17 protein-coding genes are annotated in these 13,870 nt (G+C 72.1%); 4 read left to right on the top strand and 13 right to left on the bottom strand.

Annotated features, from left to right (window positions below; genetic code table 11):
- Positions 1 to 59 precede the first annotated feature (59 nt).
- From D7193_RS25860 to D7193_RS25825, 8 genes are all read right to left on the bottom strand, one after another.
- On the bottom strand, positions 60 to 1,847 hold the full coding sequence (locus tag D7193_RS25860) for a hypothetical protein (RefSeq protein WP_120782240.1): 1,788 nt from the start codon (positions 1,845 to 1,847) through the stop codon (positions 60 to 62).
- A 200-nt stretch (positions 1,848 to 2,047) separates the two neighbouring features.
- Entirely contained in the window at positions 2,048 to 2,674 is a 627-nt protein-coding gene (locus D7193_RS25855; RefSeq protein WP_120782478.1) for a VOC family protein, read from the bottom strand.
- 5 nt (positions 2,675 to 2,679) lie between these two features.
- A complete protein-coding gene (locus tag D7193_RS25850; RefSeq protein ID WP_120782239.1) occupies positions 2,680 to 3,141 on the bottom strand; it encodes a helix-turn-helix transcriptional regulator in 462 nt (153 codons plus the stop codon).
- Positions 3,142 to 3,163: 22 nt separating this feature from the next.
- Positions 3,164 to 3,574 carry a VOC family protein gene (locus D7193_RS25845; protein ID WP_120782477.1) on the bottom strand — a complete coding sequence of 137 codons (411 nt, stop codon included), beginning with the start codon at positions 3,572 to 3,574 and terminating at the stop codon, positions 3,164 to 3,166.
- An 81-nt stretch (positions 3,575 to 3,655) separates the two neighbouring features.
- The gene (gene msrA / locus D7193_RS25840; RefSeq protein ID WP_120782238.1) at positions 3,656 to 4,174 is read right to left on the bottom strand and encodes a peptide-methionine (S)-S-oxide reductase MsrA; all 519 of its coding nucleotides are present in this window, start codon (positions 4,172 to 4,174) and stop codon (positions 3,656 to 3,658) included.
- Between the two features lie 79 nt (positions 4,175 to 4,253).
- Positions 4,254 to 4,997 (bottom strand): DUF1223 domain-containing protein, encoded by a 744-nt coding sequence (locus D7193_RS25835; RefSeq protein WP_120782237.1) that lies wholly within the window; start codon positions 4,995 to 4,997, stop codon positions 4,254 to 4,256.
- 68 nt (positions 4,998 to 5,065) lie between these two features.
- Positions 5,066 to 5,293, bottom strand: coding sequence for a hypothetical protein (locus tag D7193_RS25830; RefSeq protein WP_120782236.1), 228 nt, complete (start codon positions 5,291 to 5,293; stop codon positions 5,066 to 5,068).
- A gap of 141 nt (positions 5,294 to 5,434) precedes the next feature.
- Positions 5,435 to 5,902, bottom strand: coding sequence for a MarR family winged helix-turn-helix transcriptional regulator (locus D7193_RS25825; RefSeq protein ID WP_120782235.1), 468 nt, complete (start codon positions 5,900 to 5,902; stop codon positions 5,435 to 5,437).
- 96 nt (positions 5,903 to 5,998) lie between these two features.
- On the opposite strand from D7193_RS25825, the gene D7193_RS25820 reads away from it, so the two are divergent.
- The gene (locus tag D7193_RS25820; protein WP_120782234.1) at positions 5,999 to 6,844 is read left to right on the top strand and encodes an NAD(P)H-binding protein; all 846 of its coding nucleotides are present in this window, start codon (positions 5,999 to 6,001) and stop codon (positions 6,842 to 6,844) included.
- 57 nt (positions 6,845 to 6,901) lie between these two features.
- Here the strand turns inward: D7193_RS25820 and D7193_RS25815 are convergent, their stop codons facing one another.
- Positions 6,902 to 7,798 (bottom strand): RNA polymerase sigma-70 factor, encoded by an 897-nt coding sequence (locus tag D7193_RS25815; RefSeq protein ID WP_241563460.1) that lies wholly within the window; start codon positions 7,796 to 7,798, stop codon positions 6,902 to 6,904.
- Between the two features lie 160 nt (positions 7,799 to 7,958).
- Between D7193_RS25815 and D7193_RS25810 the strand changes: the two genes are divergently transcribed.
- Positions 7,959 to 8,372: a DoxX family protein gene (locus D7193_RS25810; protein WP_338324119.1), complete on the top strand. Its 414-nt coding sequence runs from the start codon at positions 7,959 to 7,961 to the stop codon at positions 8,370 to 8,372.
- 36 nt (positions 8,373 to 8,408) lie between these two features.
- Here the strand turns inward: D7193_RS25810 and D7193_RS33875 are convergent, their stop codons facing one another.
- From D7193_RS33875 to D7193_RS25790, 4 genes are all read right to left on the bottom strand, one after another.
- Positions 8,409 to 9,407: a phosphatase PAP2 family protein gene (locus tag D7193_RS33875; RefSeq protein ID WP_120782232.1), complete on the bottom strand. Its 999-nt coding sequence runs from the start codon at positions 9,405 to 9,407 to the stop codon at positions 8,409 to 8,411.
- A gap of 153 nt (positions 9,408 to 9,560) precedes the next feature.
- Entirely contained in the window at positions 9,561 to 10,181 is a 621-nt protein-coding gene (locus D7193_RS25800; protein WP_120782231.1) for a TetR/AcrR family transcriptional regulator, read from the bottom strand.
- A 476-nt stretch (positions 10,182 to 10,657) separates the two neighbouring features.
- Positions 10,658 to 12,484, bottom strand: coding sequence for a CocE/NonD family hydrolase (locus tag D7193_RS25795; RefSeq protein WP_120782230.1), 1,827 nt, complete (start codon positions 12,482 to 12,484; stop codon positions 10,658 to 10,660).
- Between the two features lie 75 nt (positions 12,485 to 12,559).
- Positions 12,560 to 12,865 carry a hypothetical protein gene (locus D7193_RS25790; RefSeq protein WP_120782475.1) on the bottom strand — a complete coding sequence of 102 codons (306 nt, stop codon included), beginning with the start codon at positions 12,863 to 12,865 and terminating at the stop codon, positions 12,560 to 12,562.
- Between D7193_RS25790 and D7193_RS25785 the strand changes: the two genes are divergently transcribed.
- Both D7193_RS25785 and D7193_RS25780 read left to right on the top strand, forming a co-directional pair.
- Positions 12,852 to 13,532: a DUF5753 domain-containing protein gene (locus D7193_RS25785; RefSeq protein WP_187356269.1), complete on the top strand. Its 681-nt coding sequence runs from the start codon at positions 12,852 to 12,854 to the stop codon at positions 13,530 to 13,532. The two genes, D7193_RS25790 and D7193_RS25785, sit on opposite strands and share 14 nt — an antisense overlap.
- Positions 13,525 to 13,716: a DUF397 domain-containing protein gene (locus tag D7193_RS25780; RefSeq protein WP_120782229.1), complete on the top strand. Its 192-nt coding sequence runs from the start codon at positions 13,525 to 13,527 to the stop codon at positions 13,714 to 13,716. The genes D7193_RS25785 and D7193_RS25780 overlap by 8 nt, the downstream gene beginning before the upstream one ends.
- Positions 13,717 to 13,870: the final 154 nt, after the last annotated feature.

Raw genomic sequence — 13,870 nt, 5'->3', positions numbered from 1 at the left:
CCTGTGGCGGTGAGGACGGCGGCGGCCGGGATCCGCACGCCGAGTGCCGCCGGTCACGGTCAGGAGCGGTCGGCCTCGGTCGGCTGGGTGGTCGGCCGGCGCCGCGCGGTGTCCGAGGGGCCGGTGTCGTCGCGCCGGCGCTGTCGCGGCCGTGACGCCGGTGGTTGCGGGATGACGTCGTCCGTGGCGTCGGGCACCGCGACGGGCGCGGTGGTACGGCTCGCCGCGGCGTCCACGAGGTCGGGCAGGTCCCGCGCGGTCAGCAGGGGCAACTCGCGGGTGGCGGCCGCGATGGGTCCCCGCTCGCCCGTGGCACCGGCGACCCGGGCCACGCGCGCTCGGCCCGTCGCGGTTCGCGCCGGCGCCCTGCGGGTCGGAGCCGGCGGTGCCGGGTCCTCCGGCTCGGCGACCGGCCCGGACCCGTCCGGGCCGGACGATGCCGGGCGGTCCGGTGTGCTGCGCGAGCGGCGCGGCGCGGCCGGCAGTAGCGGGGCGAGTTCCGCGTGCAGCGCGGCCCAGCCGGAGACGCGGGCGGCGTCGGCCTGTCCCGTGGTCGAGGCCTCTCCCCCGCTCTCGGCCCGGTCCTGCTGGCGGTCCGTGCGGTCCGCGGGCCGGGACCGCTCCGCCCCCGGTCGCCCGGTGCCGTTCCCCGCCTGCTCGGGCCCCGCGTCCGCCTGCTCGGCGGGGCTCTCCTGCCCGCTCGTGTCCCCGGCCTCCCCCGGCCCGTCGCCGACCGCGTCCACCTCCGTGCGATCGGAGGCCGCCGGGCGGACGGTGGCCGCGTCCGCCGTCTCGTGGGTGCCGTCGGCGGTGGGGGCCGCACCAGGCGTCGGGCCTGCGGCGGGTGCGGGGCCAGTGTCGGGAGCGGCGGGCGCGACCGTCAGCGACTGGAGGGCATGGGCGAGCAGCCGGGTGTCGGCGGCCGTCTGCGCCGCCGGGGTGGCGAGCGCCTCGGACCGGCGGGCCCTACGCCGCCACCACCGGCGGCGGCCCGCCGGCAGGTTTCCGGCCAGCACGCGCGCGGGTGCCAGGTCGGCGGCGATCAGGGCGGTGAGCCCGTCGTAGTCCGCCTGGGCGGCGAGCCGCCGGGCGATCTCGTCGAGGTCGTAGACCGCCACCGCGATGTCCGCCGTGGTGGCGTCCAGCGCGCGGCTGATCTTGCGGTGCAGCACCTTGCTGAGCGCCGCCTGCCGCCGTTCGGCACGGATCTGCGCCCGGGCCGCGTCGAGCGAACCGTACAGCCCCAGGTGAGGGTCGACCTTCGCGAGCGAACGGGCGCGGCGGGTCAGCCACGGGTGGCGCAGCCAGTGCCCGACGACTTCGTACGCGGGCGTCGTGGGCGGCAGTTGCCCCATGGCGCGCAGCCGGTCCCGCCGCTGGTTCTCGGTGTTCATGAGCCACACGAAATAGCCGAGCAGGGACATGCCCGCGTAGAAGCCGCCTTCGAGGTGGTCGCCGTGGGCCAGCCAGTTGAAGGCGACCGCGGCGGCGGCGATGCCCGCCGACAGCACCCGGGACAGGACCGCCCGCTCGCCGAGCCGGCGGCGGACGTCGGCGTTGGCCAGGACCACGACGCCGCCCAGTTCCAGCGCGCCGACGGCGGGAAGGGCGACGTACCACGGCAGGCCGAGCCGTTCCATCGCCCCGGACACCTGGCCGCCGAGCGCGATCAGCAGTACGACGACGTAGAACCCGGTGCGCAGCACCGCGACCCGCCGCACGGCGGTGGCCAGCTCCGCGTCCCACGTCTCCGGCCGGTCGGGGGCCCTGGTCGCGTCGGTGGCGCGGTACGCCACGCCGTTGCTGTTTCCGCCGGTCACGCGGGTGGGATCCGGTTCCTGGAACACGCGGAGCAGGTTCCTCTCTCACTCCGGCCCCGGCCGGGCCGGCACCGTGGCCGCCCGACCCGGCGATTCCGCCGCGTCGCGCCGGAGCCTGCGCTCCGGCTGCCGCCCGTCGTCCGCCGCATGCTACAAGGTGACGGTCGGATCGGAGATGACGGATGCCACGGCGGGCACCGTGTCGCCCGTGGGCCCTTCCCCGGTTGTCAGCGTGCGGCGGCCACTGACGCGGCCTCCCAGGCGAACCCGTCCGGGTCGGTGAACGGGCCGGCATCGCCGGCGATCGAGAGCCGGTGCGAACCGGTGCCGTCGGGGGCGACGCCGAGGTCCTTGGCGAGGGCCCGGCGGCGGTACAGCGCCAGCTTCACGGGACCCGATCCGGCGTCGAACTCGACGTACATGCGGGCGAAGCTCTTCGCCACGGCGAGGCCGCGCTCGACGTAGAACCGCTTGCTCGCGGCCACGTCGGCGACCCCCAGCAGGAGCACGAACTCGTCGATCCGCCGGGTCGCGGGGCCGGTGTCCTTCTTCGCCGAGGTGGCGACCTTCCAGATCGTCCCGTCCGGGGCCTGGATCACACCGCCGTAACCCCAGAGCGACTTCGCGGCGGGCTTCAGCGACGTGGCGCCCGCGTCCAGGGCCGCGCCGACGAGCGCGTCCACGGTGGACGGCTGGGACACCGTGAGCGCCAGGGTGAACCCGCGGAAGCCGGTCGTCGGCGCCTCCGAGGCACGCAGGCGCAGTGGGGTGTCCGCGCCGAAGGCGGCGGTGTAGAAGGTGTGGGCGGCCGCGGGGTCGGCCACGTCGAGGGTGACGGATTCGATGGTTGCCATGGCCATCACGCTAGGTGCGGCTCGGCGACCCGAGCTTCTTGATTCCTGACGGGTCTGGTCACCTGTTTCGCCACGCAGGGCGGCATCCCGGCCGCCGGCGAGACGCTGCGCCGGTAGGCGCTGGGTGACATGCCGACCAGTTCGGTGAAGCGGGTGCTGAATGTTCCCAGCGACGCGCAGCCGACCGCGAAGCAGACCTCGGTGACGCTGAGGTCGCCACGACGCAGCAGGGCCATGGCGCGTTCGATGCGGCGGGTCATGAGATAAGAGTACGGGGACTCGCCGTAGGCCAGCCGGAACTGGCGGCTGAGGTGGCCGGCGGACATGTGCACGGCGCGGGCGAGGGCCTCGACGTTGAGTGGTTGCGCGTACTCCCGGTCGATCCGGTCGCGGACCCGGCGCAGCCGCGCGAGGTCCCTGAGGCGCTGCGCCTCCGCGAGCGCGCGCCCCCAGGAGGGGTGACACATGAGAGCACTCCCTTCCGGCCGCTCAGCGGACTTCCTGGATGCGGACCAGGTTGCCGGCGGGATCACGGAAGGCGCAGTCGCGCACGCCGTACGGCTGCTCGGTGGGCTCCTGCACGACCTCGGCGTCACCGGCCTGCAACTGCTCGAAGGTGTCGTCGAGGTTCCGGGTGGCCAGCAGGATCCAGCCGTAGGTGCCCTTGGCCATCATCTCGGCGATGGTGCGGCGCTCGTCGTCGGTGATCCCGGGGTCGGCGGCCGGCGGCGCCAGGAGGATGGACGTCTCGGGCTGGTTGACGGGGCCGACGGTGATCCACCGCATCGTGCCCTGGCCGACGTCGCTGCGGACCTCGAAGCCCAGGGCGTCGCGGTAGAAGGCCAGGCTCGCGTCCGGGTCGACGTGCGGGAGGACGCTGGTGTGAATGGTGATGTCCATGATCATCATGCTAGACGCGGGACCGCGACCGCACTTCTCGATTCCTGATGGATACACGGCGCCGGGCGGGCCCCCTGGCCGCTATCGGGCGCTCTCCCCTCGCCGGGGGAGCTTCCAGTCCGGGCGGGCGAAGTGACAGGTGTAGCCGCCGGGATGCTTCTCCAGGTAGTCCTGGTGTTCCGGCTCGGCCTCCCAGAAGGGGCCCGCCGGGCTCACCTCGGTGACCACCTTGCCCGGCCACAGGCCGGAGGCGTCGACGTCGGCGATCGTGTCCTCGGCCACCTGCCGCTGCTGGTCGTTGGTGTAGAAGATGGCCGACCGGTAGCTGGTGCCGACGTCGTTGCCCTGACGGTTCTTCGTGGTCGGGTCGTGGACCTGGAAGAAGAACTCGAGCAGGTCGCGGTACGACAGTTGGCTCGGGTCGAAGTGGATTTCGATCGCCTCGGCGTGGGATCCGTGATTGAGGTACGTCGCGTTCGGCACGTCCCCGCCCGTGTATCCGACCCGAGTGTCGAGCACGCCGGGGCGTTTCCGGATGAGATCCTGCATCCCCCAGAAACAGCCACCGGCCAGGATCGCCTTCTCGGTCGTGTCGGTCATCGCTCCGTCCCTTCCTGCGGGTGCTCGTGGATCAGGACACGCCCTACGGGCCGACGGTGGCGGGAGGACGCCCGCCCGGTCAGGTCCGTGCCGGCGGGAGGTCGACCGTCGTGGCGCCGACGATGGCCCCGTCGCCGTTGCTCTGGACGTAGCCGATCAGCGAGGAGTGTCGAGCGTCGAGCGCCGACGGCACCTCCAGGTGCACCCGGCCCTGCTCCGCGCTCACCGCTGTCGACACGAAGGCGCGTACCACGTTGTCCTGCCGCAGCCGCCGCCCGGCGTTCTCACCTCGGGCCACGTCGGTCTCCAGGCCACGCTCGACGGCCGCCACGTTCAACACCGCCTGCGGTGGCAGCCGTTCCGCCTCGTACTCCACGATCACCCGGCGCCCGGCGGGCGTGCCCTCGGCACCGTCCCGCACCGACAGGGTGAGAGGCGTGACGGCGGCCTGCGACAGGGCGGACGCGATCGCCGTCGACGCGCGTCGGCGGTCGGATCCGACGAACTCGACGGACCCGTTGACGATCATTTGCGGCGTGTACAGCCCTCCGGTGCCGAACGCGCGCGCGTACGCCTCCTGCCGTCGGGTGTGCGCCCCGGCGCCGAACGGGTCGGCCCAGCCCAGGTGGTCCCAGTAGTCGACGTGGAATCCCAACGCGTAGACGGGTTCGCCCCGCTCCCGGGCGTCGTGGTCGATCTCGGACAGCACGTCCTCTGCCGGAGGGCAGCTGTTGCAGCCCTGGGAGGTGAACATCTCCACGACGGCGAAGCCGCCGCCCGACGGCTGGGCACCACCCGACGCCGTGCCCGGTGTGTCCGTCATGGCGCATTCCCCTCGGTCGGTCCGGCGGACGGCCCTGGCCTTCCCGTTCCGGCCGGGAGCATGCCGGGCTACGAGGACCTGGCGGCGCGCCGACCGCTGCGCCGCCGGGTGGCGTACGGCAGCACGAACAGGTACAGGCCGGTGACCAAGAGCAGGGCGAGCGGGAACAGCGGCACGTAGGACACCCAGAGGACGGGCTCCTCCTGGGCCAGGGCGACGAACGTGACGACGACGGTCACCGTGAAGGTGACGGCCAGCCAGCGGTGGAGTTGTCGGATCCAGATCTTCCCGTTCACGGTGACCTCCTCGGGTGACGAGCAGTCCCCTCCGGCGATCTGCCGGGTGGGACGTCAACGGCCATCACGCTAGGTGCGGTCCGGTAACCGACGCTTCTCGATTCCTGACCGGTCCGGTCGCGCCGCGTGACGCGCGGCGCGTCAGGCGTCGCCGTCGGGCCCGGTCGCCGGGAGGCTCGCCACGCTACGGCCCAGGGCGGCGCGGAAGTCCCGGTAGAGGTCCGGCCCGAGTGTGTCGGCGAGGGTCTGCTCGATCGTTTCCACGAGCCCGTCGGAAACCGCCATGAACTCCCGGCCCCGGTCCGTCGGGATGATCAGCTTCGCCCGCCGATCGGCCGGGTCCGGGGCCCGGCGTACGTAGCCCAACCGCTCCAGCTCGTCGAGGATCGCCCCCATCGTCTGCTTGTTCCGCCCGGCGAGCCGGGCCAGTTCGCCCGGACGGGTGCCCTCCGGGTCCAGGTACGCGAGCACGGCGCCGTGACGGGGCCGCACGTCACCGAACCCGCGCTCCGCCGCCCGCGTGAAGATCTCGCGCTGGACCCGGGCGGACAGCTGGACGGCCAGGATCCCGAGGTCGGGATCGCGCTCCTTGCGTGTGCTGCGTTTCATCTTTTAGTCCAATCATTGGACGATCACAGTTTTGGACTATATCGTCGTGCCCGACCAGCCGCGGCCGGATCACGCCGCGCAACCGGGAGGAACGCCATGACCATTCTGATCACCGGAGCGACCGGCACCGTGTCACGGGAGGTGTTGCGGGAACTCGCCGGCCGGCAGCCCGTACGCGCCCTCGTACGCGACGCGAAGCGCGCACCCGACCTCGACGGCGTCGACGTCGCCGTCGGTGACCTGGACCGGCCCGCCACCCTGGCGCCGGCGTTCGACGGCGTGACGACGCTGTGGCTGCTGACGCCGATGGGCCCGCTCGCGCCGAGCCAGAGCATGAACGCGGTCTGGGCCGCCCGGCAGGCCGGGGTGCGGCACATCGTCCGGCTCTCCGCGATCGGCGCGGCGCACGACGCCCCCACCCGCAACGGCCGCCTGCACGCGCTCTCCGACGCCGAACTGCAGCACTCGGGCATCTCCTGGACGATCCTGCGGCCGAGCCACTTCATGCAGAACCTGCTGGGCGCCGTGACCGGGGACCAGTTGTTCGGGCTCCTCGGCGAGTCGCGGGCCGGCCTCATCGACGCACGGGACATCGCCGCCGCGGGGGCCGAGATCCTCGCGGCGCCCGAGGCGCACGAGGGCAGGATCTACACGCCGACCGGACCGGAGAGCATCTCGTTGCACCAGGCCGCGGAGGAGGCCGCCCGTGTGCTCGGCCGCCCGGTGCGGTACGCGGCGCAGTCCCCGGAGCGGACCCACGACACCCTTGTTGCGGCAGGGCTCGACGCGTGGACGGCGGAGGCGCTGACCGAGTACCGGATCGCCTACGGCTCGGGATGGGGCGACTTCACCAACGACCACGTCGAGCGGATCGTGGGCCGGCCTCCGCGGAGCTTCGCCGAGTTCGCCCGCGAGCACCGCGAGCAGCTCGCCGGCGCCTGATCCGAGGGCCTCGTGGCGCCTTCCGTGCGAACCCGCCGGAGGGCGCCACGGGTCCACTCAGCGGCCCACCGCCGTCTCCCGCTCGACGCGGGACAGCTTCTCCGGATTGCGCACCGTGTAGAGCCCGGCGACCCGCCCGCCCTCGACCCGCACCGCCATGACGCTGTCGATCTCGCCACCGAGTCGCAGGATCAGCGCCGGGTAACCATTGACCTGCGCCGGCTCGACCGACAGGTCGGCACCCACCAGTTTCAGACCGACGGCGAACAGGCGGACCACCCGCTCGGCCCCCACGACGGGCCGCGGCATGGCCTGCTTGAGTCCGCCACCGTCGCTGAGGGCGACGACGTCCGGCGCGAGGATGTCGAGCAGCCTCTGCAGGTCGCCCGTCTCGACCGCCCGCTGGAACGCCTCGAGCACCACGCGGGTCTCGGCCGGAGAGACGACCTCCCGCGGCCGGCGCGCCGCGACGTGGGCCCGCGCCCGGTGGGCGATCTGGCGGACCGCCGCGGGACTCTTGTCGACGGCTTCCGCGATCTCGTCGTACCCCAGGTCGAACACCTCGCGGAGCACGAACACCGCCCGCTCGGTCGGGGTGAGCGTTTCCAGCACCAGCAGCACCGCCATCGACAGGCTGTCCGCCAGTTCGACGTCCTCGGCCACGTCGGGCGTCGTCAGCAGCGGCTCCGGCAGCCACGGCCCCACGTACGTTTCCCTGCGGCGGCCGAGCGTCCGCAGCCGGGTGAGCGCCTGCCGGGTGGTGACCCGGACCAGGTACCGACGCGGATCCCGGACCGTGTCGAAGTCGACGTCCGCCCAGCGAAGCCAGGTCTCCTGGAGGACGTCCTCCGCATCGGCCGCGGAGCCGAGCATCTCGTAGGCGACGGTGAAGAGCAGGTTGCGGTGGGCGATGAACGCGTCGGTGGCGGGGTCCGGCCGGCCGTCCTGGGTCACGTCTGACTCCCGTCTCCGTGGTCTGCCTGTCCACCACAAGACGCCGGCCGCCATCTCTTTGCTACAGCGCCGGTCGGTGACGCGCGTCACGCCGCGGGCTGTCACAGGCATCGCCTCGCCGGCATCTCATGCCCGGACAGCACGCCGCTTCGGAACGAGAATGGCCGACACCGTCAGGGAGAACCTCGTGAACCTCGCTCTGTGGATCGTTGCCGGACTTTTGGCCGCCGCCTACCTGCTGGGCGGCGGCGGCAAGATCATCATCTCGAAGGAGAGGCTCGCCGCCTTCGGCCCCAGCTCGCGATGGGTCGACGACTTCAGCGCCGGCAGCGTCAAGGCCATCGGAGCCCTCGAAGTCCTCGGCGCGGTGGGTCTGATCCTGCCCGCGGCGCTCGACGTCGCGCCGGTTCTGACGCCGCTGGCCGCCCTCGGCCTGGCGATCATCATGGCTGGTGCGGCGCTCACCCGCATCCGGCGTCGCGAGTTCAGGTTCATGGCGGTGGACCTGGTCTATCTCGTCCTGGCCGCGTTCGTGGCGTGGGGTCGCTTCGGCCCGGAGTCGTTCACCGGCTGACCGGCGTCATCGGCGTACGCCTTGGCCGTCGCGTGATCAGTGTTCCGGCTCGCCGGCGGCGACGACCTCCTGGTCCATGTCGCCGCGTCGGGCGTCGACGCGCCGCACACCCGTGTCGTGCATCCGGAGAGGGTCGGGTTCGGCGCCTCGATCGTTCACCAGCGCACCCGCGACCGCGTCACCGCTCCCCTGCCAACGGGCGAACCGCCGGGCGGAATTGGCCGGGCGGCCGTCAACCCATCCGTCCGGGGTGAGCACCAGCCGGCGGCGCGTGACGCCGGTCGGCGGCGCGGCCGCGTACGTGGCCGGCGCGACGACGGCGGGCGCGGCGCCGGGCGACACCTGAGGCCGGCGGGCCAGCAGCAGGATCGAGCCGAGCAGGCCCAGGGCGGCGACGGCGTCGAGCCAGTAGTGGTTCCCCGTGATGACCACGACGCTGAGGGTGAGCAGCGGGTGCAGCAGCCAGAGCCAGCGCCACCGGGTGCGCCCGGCGGCGATCAGGACGATGGCGACCACGGTGGCCCAGCCGACGTGCAGCGACGGCATGGCCGCGTACTGGTTGGAGAGGGTGTCCGTGGCGGGGTCGCCGTAGGCTCGCGGCCCCACGATCTGGCCCGTGTCCAGCACACCGGTCGTGGACAGCAGCCGCGGCGGGGCCATGGGCAGCAACGCCTGGATGGCGAACCCCACGCCGGTCAGCGCCGCGAGGAGCGTCCGCCCCCACCGGTACAGGTCCGGACGGAACAGGTACGTGTACAGCAGCAGCGCCCCAGTGGCCGGGAAGTGGAGGGAGGTGTAGTACATGTTCGCTGCCCGCACCAGCCCGTGGTACGACAGCACCGACTGCTGCAGCGCCGCCTCGTCGGGCAGCCGCAACGCGCGCTCGAAGGACCAGACGTGGGTGGCACTGGCGTACGCCGTCGACAGGTCCCCCACCGTGATCAGCCGTCCCACCTTGTACGCCAGGAACAATGCGGCGACGATCAGCAACTCCCGGATGGGGTGCGGGCGTGTCCTGCGCTCGACGGCACCCACGGCGTTCCTTTCCTGGCGGCTGGGCAGGGCGGCGCGTCCGTCGTTGTCCGTGGTCCGGCAACCCCGAGGGGTTGTCAGGCCGGGGACGCGCTCCACCCCGTGTTCGGGAGGCTTGTCCGGTTCGGCGACGCGGCGGGACGTCGCCGTGACGGGCTACGTCACCGGAGCGGCGCGGCCCAGCGGCAGACCGTCGCGTAGCTGGGCGATGCTCGCCCGGACCAGGTCGGGCAGGGTGGCGCCGGTCGCGCCGTCGGCCCACATCGTGGCCACGGCCCGCAGGGCGGCCGCGGGAACGGCGGCCAGCAGGTGCGGGGCGAGATCACGGTCGAGGTCGGCGCCCGTGCGTTCGGCGATCACCTCGGCGACGCGCCGCTCGACACGGGCGAACGCCGTCACCTGCTGTGCCAGCAACGCCGGCCGGTCCGCGGAGGCGCGGACCAGGGCCGCGACGTCCGCTTCCCGTTCGCCGAGCACGTTCATGATCGCGTCGGGCAGCACGTGGGCCAGAGAGTCCCACACCGGCTCGTCCGCGGGCCGGGCGCGCAGCGCCTCCACGAGGGCGCCGGCACGCTGCACCATCGCGTCGAGGATCGCCTCTTCGCGGCTCGAAAAGTAGTTGCGGAAGGTCCTCGGTGAGACGTCCACCGTCGCGGCCACCGATTCGGCGGTCACCGCGTCGATTCCGCGCTCCACCATCAGTGACCACGCCGCGCGGCTCAACGCGGTGCGGGTCGCCCGCTTCTTCCGCTCGCGCAGGCCAACGTCCGAGGTCACGGCACTACTATCCGCGCGGCTTGCCCAGGCGGCAAAGTTTCCAAGTCGGAAAAGTCGTGGAATGAGTCACATGATCGAGTGGGCGCCGAGACGGCAGGGCGCTCCCGGTCGGCTGGGCGCCCCCGGCCGGCTGGGCTTTCCCGCGACGCGCGACCACGGACCATCTCGCCCTTCCTCGACGGTTCGTCGCCGGGTCGGCGCCTCCGGCACGGACACGCCGATTCTCTCGGCCCGCACGGGCGGCCGCTGTCGCTCCCGCCGAAGGTCCCCCATCGGGTACCGGCGGGCTCGCCAAGGCGGCGGCCGAGGCGCGGACACGCCGACGGAAGCCGCGCACGGCGAAGGCCGCACCGGGCGGAAGATGCCCGATACGGCCTTCGCTGTTCAGGCGCGACGCGCCTGGTCGTACGCTCTGCGTCCGAGGACGCGGCGGGCTGCCCGGCACCCGGCAGGAGCGTCGGGCAGCCCTCGCCCGGTCATCCCTTCTTGGAAACTCGCAGCGGGAAGGTCGGAGCACCGACGGTGTCGAGCGTGATGGTGTTCGCCGCCACGTACCGGTCCAGGTACGGCGACCGGTCACCCTGCGTGGGCCGGTCGAACCGCGGGTCCTGCACCTCGAGCGCGAGCCGCGCGTCGGTGACGGTGATCGTCTGACCCGAGGGAACGGGGCGCCAGCCCCGGGAGGTGATGGTGCCGATCTGGACCCCCAGCTGGTGCCCTCGCTCGAAGGTCCAGTCCGTGGCCTTCAGGGCGAACGAGGTCGCCCCGTCGGAGTTCAGCAACGCGACGTTCTCGTTGAACATCGTCGCCGTGCCGTCCGGCGCGACGTCCCACAGCCGTACCCAGACGTTGCCCTCTCCCCTGGTCTTCAGCGTGATTTCCGGGGTGCCCGTGAGCCGCACCTGCTTCGCGGCGGGCGTCGAGAAGGTCCAGTAGCTGTTGCCGGGCGCGTCGGCGCTCAGCGCAGTCGTCTGGTCGGCCGTCGGCGAGCCGGCCTCCGGCGCGTACTCGATGTCCCAGCCGGCGGCCTGCTGCGCCGCCAGCGGCTCGGCGGTCCGCTGCGCCTGGCCGCCGTCGTCGACGTACCGGCCGGGCGACAGCCGCGCCTTGTACGAGTCGTTGACCACCGGCCAGGTCGGCTGGGCACGCCAGTTGCCGAGGCTGTCCTCGACGGAGAACGCCGGGTCGGTCACCGACGGCTTGATGCCGCGCAGGTGCTGGTCGTAGAAGCGCATGACCTCGTCGAACCAGCCGGCCCGGCCCATCTTGAGCCGGCCGTTGGCGTCGGTCTCGTTGCCGCGCACGTGCTCCCACTGGCCGAGCCAACCGCGCTCCGGACCGTGGTGGTTGGCCAGGTACTTCTGCATGTCCTCGGGCTTGGTGTTGTCCTCGATGAAGCCCGACGTGACGAACAGCGGCGTGTGGGTGCCCGCGGCGCGGGAGGCGAAGTCACGGGCACGCCAGAACGCCGACTTCGGGTCGGGGTTCTGGGTGTCGGTGCGGTTGTTGATCTCGCACTCGGGGTGGGTCTTCTCGTACTCCGCGTTCGCCCTGTAGCGGTCGCTGTCGTCGGCCAGCGGCTGCATCGTCGCGATCGAGTAGTAGCTCCGGGGGCTGCTGGTCGCGTTGGAGCGGGGCACGCCGTTGCTGAACAGGTAGTTGTACCTGTCCCATGTCGGTTCCTGGGCGACGATCGCCCGCAGCGGCTTGAGCTTCAGGACGTTGGCCGCCAGCCCGGTGTTGGCGTCGTACGACTTGCCGTACATGCCCACCTTGCCGGTCGACCACGGCTGACGCGCCGCCCACTCGACGGCCGCCTTGATGTCGGCCTGCTCACCCGGGCCGAGGAAGTCCAGGCACCCCGTGCTGCCGCCGAAGCCGCGCAGGTCGACCATCACGAAGGTGTACCCACGCTCCATGAGCCCCGCGCCGTCGATGAAGTCCTGGAAGCGCCCCGACGGCCCGACCTGGTCGAACCCACCGGGAGACGTCTCCCCGGCGTGCGAGAAGTACGGACCCACCGACAGGATCACCGGCGTCTTCGCGTGCGCCGGCAGGTGCGCCGGGCGCAGGATGTCGGCGTGCAGTTCGACCCCGCTGCCGTCCGAGGACGGGAAGTACGTCTCCGTCCACGCGGCCCCCACGGGAACCCGCGGGTTCTCCTCGTGCGTGATCGGGGCGCCAGCTGCCGCGGACGCCGGAGCTGCCTGTGCCGCCGACGGTAGACCCGCGGCGAGGCTCGTGATGATGGCCAGTGCACCGGCCGCCGCGACGGGCGAGACCACCCTCCTCCGAAGGTTCATCAATCCTCCACCTAACTCCAGACGAGGTCGCCTGGTCCGGCATCGAGGCTAACGATCTTCGACGGCCATGTATCCCTAAGTTATCTGCCCGTGACCTTTGTGGACGCGGCGTGTGCACTCGCCGTCGTGGTCGGCGCGGAGCACGCAGCGCCGGCCGCCGGGCAGCAGCAGGTCACAGAAGACACGATGGCGGAGGAACTGCTGATCCTCCTCGGAGACCGTCATCTCCCCCGGGTCCATCATCGGCAGGACCGTCATCCACCGGCCGACCACGCGGGCCAGGCGCTGCGCGGCCGGCAGGTCGGCGGCGACCAGCGGCAGGTGGATCACGTACCGCCGGTGCGAGCTGTACGGCGTCTCGACCGAGATGACCGAGGCCATGAAGGGCCTGGCCGCGGAGACGAAGTCGAAGGGCTGGTGGCACGCGTACGGCGACGCGGTGCCGAGCTGGTTCGAGCTGTACGTGGGGCTGGAATCCGCCGCGTCACACCTGCGTCAGTACGAGGAAACGCTGATCCCCGGCTTGCTACAGACCCACGACTACGCCCTCGGCCTCGCTCGACTCGATCGGCCCTCGGCCAGCGAAGAAGAACGGGAGCGGGCGGTCGAGGTGCGGCTGCAGCGGCAGGGCCTGTTGAACCGCCGGCTGCCGAAGCCGCCTCGGTTGGAGGCCGTGCTGTCGGAATCGGTGCTGCGCCGCGTGGTTGGCAACCCCGGTGTCATGATCGGCCAGCTCAACCGGCTCCTCGAAGCTGCCGAGCTGGCGAATGTGTCAGTGCGAGTGCTTCCGTTCGCCGTCGGGCCGCACTCCGGCGCAGTCGCAGGCTCCTTCGTGATCCTGGACTTCGCTCCCACAAAGGGCGGACGGGCGGCACCTGAGCCATCCGTCGCGTACAGCGAATCGTTGACCGGCGCTCTCTACCTCGATAAGCCGGATGAGCTGGCCGCCTACCGGACGGCGTGGAAGAGCCTGGATGCACTCGCGCTCGATGAGGCACAATCGACCGAGATGATCAAGCGGATCATCGCGGAGGTGCGACATGACTGACCTAGCCGATGCCGCGTGGCGCAAGAGCAGCCGCAACGGCGGCAACGGCGGCAACTGCGTCGAGGTCGCCACCAACCTTCCCGGCGTGGTTGCCGTACGCGATTCCAAGGACCCCGACGGCCTCGCACTGACGTTCGGCCCCGCGTCCTGGCGGCAGTTCGTCGCGCACGTCCCGCCGAGGTAGTCGCTCGCGGCGTACAGCGCGGCCGGGCAGGTGGGCGGGTTCACAACATCGACTGCTCGGCGAGACCGGGGGTGGCGCCCTCGGCCATCTTGAGTCGGGTCCAGACGTTCATGTTGATGACGATCCCGATGATCTCGAGGATCTCCTCGTGCGA

Origin of the sequence: Micromonospora costi (assembly GCF_003626655.1) — a bacterium.
Classification (GTDB): Bacteria; Actinomycetota; Actinomycetes; order Mycobacteriales; family Micromonosporaceae; genus Micromonospora; species Micromonospora costi.
This window is presented reverse-complemented; position numbering and strand designations above follow the sequence as displayed.

Bases quoted from the DNA above. Each gene is read 5' to 3' on its own strand.
- D7193_RS25850 (WP_120782239.1), bottom strand. From the start codon at position 3,141: ATGTGTCACCCCTCCTGGGGGCGCGCGCTCGCGGAGGCGCAGCGCCTC.
- D7193_RS25780 (WP_120782229.1), top strand. From the start codon at position 13,525: ATGACTGACCTAGCCGATGCCGCGTGGCGCAAGAGCAGCCGCAACGGC.
- D7193_RS25855 (WP_120782478.1), bottom strand. From the start codon at position 2,674: ATGGCAACCATCGAATCCGTCACCCTCGACGTGGCCGACCCCGCGGCC.
- D7193_RS25790 (WP_120782475.1), bottom strand. From the start codon at position 12,865: ATGGCCTCGGTCATCTCGGTCGAGACGCCGTACAGCTCGCACCGGCGG.
- D7193_RS25845 (WP_120782477.1), bottom strand. From the start codon at position 3,574: ATGGACATCACCATTCACACCAGCGTCCTCCCGCACGTCGACCCGGAC.
- D7193_RS25825 (WP_120782235.1), bottom strand. From the start codon at position 5,902: ATGAAACGCAGCACACGCAAGGAGCGCGATCCCGACCTCGGGATCCTG.
- D7193_RS25835 (WP_120782237.1), bottom strand. From the start codon at position 4,997: ATGACGGACACACCGGGCACGGCGTCGGGTGGTGCCCAGCCGTCGGGC.
- D7193_RS25820 (WP_120782234.1), top strand. From the start codon at position 5,999: ATGACCATTCTGATCACCGGAGCGACCGGCACCGTGTCACGGGAGGTG.
- D7193_RS25810 (WP_338324119.1), top strand. From the start codon at position 7,959: ATGGCCGACACCGTCAGGGAGAACCTCGTGAACCTCGCTCTGTGGATC.
- D7193_RS25795 (WP_120782230.1), bottom strand. From the start codon at position 12,484: ATGAACCTTCGGAGGAGGGTGGTCTCGCCCGTCGCGGCGGCCGGTGCA.
- D7193_RS25785 (WP_187356269.1), top strand. From the start codon at position 12,852: ATGACCGAGGCCATGAAGGGCCTGGCCGCGGAGACGAAGTCGAAGGGC.
- msrA (WP_120782238.1), bottom strand. From the start codon at position 4,174: ATGACCGACACGACCGAGAAGGCGATCCTGGCCGGTGGCTGTTTCTGG.